Annotated in this window: 1 protein-coding gene; it reads left to right on the top strand. The window is 67.9% G+C overall.

The window, feature by feature from the left end:
• Window positions 1-249 (top strand): proprotein convertase P-domain-containing protein (locus ACSNOK_RS34440; RefSeq protein ID WP_436784655.1); only part of this gene is annotated, 249 nt, incomplete at its 5' end.
• Window positions 250-268 lie beyond the last annotated feature (19 nt).

Raw genomic sequence — 268 nt, forward strand, 5'->3', positions numbered from 1 at the left:
CCCAGCACCCTGAAGGTGGACGTGGACATCGTCCACACCTACCGCGGCGACCTCGTCATCGACCTGGTGGCCCCGGACGGGAGCACCTACCGGCTGAAGAACAGCTCCTGGGACTCGGGCGACGACGTCCGGGCCTCCTACACGGTCAACGCCTCCTCCGAGGCGGCCTCCGGCACCTGGAAGCTGCGCGTCCAGGACGTCTACCGCACCGACTCCGGCTACATCAACAGCTGGAAGCTGACGTTCTGATCCGCGTCCCGGCCCGGAG

The organism is Streptomyces sp. URMC 126 (genome assembly GCF_051386555.1).
Lineage (GTDB): Bacteria > Actinomycetota > Actinomycetes > Streptomycetales > Streptomycetaceae > Streptomyces.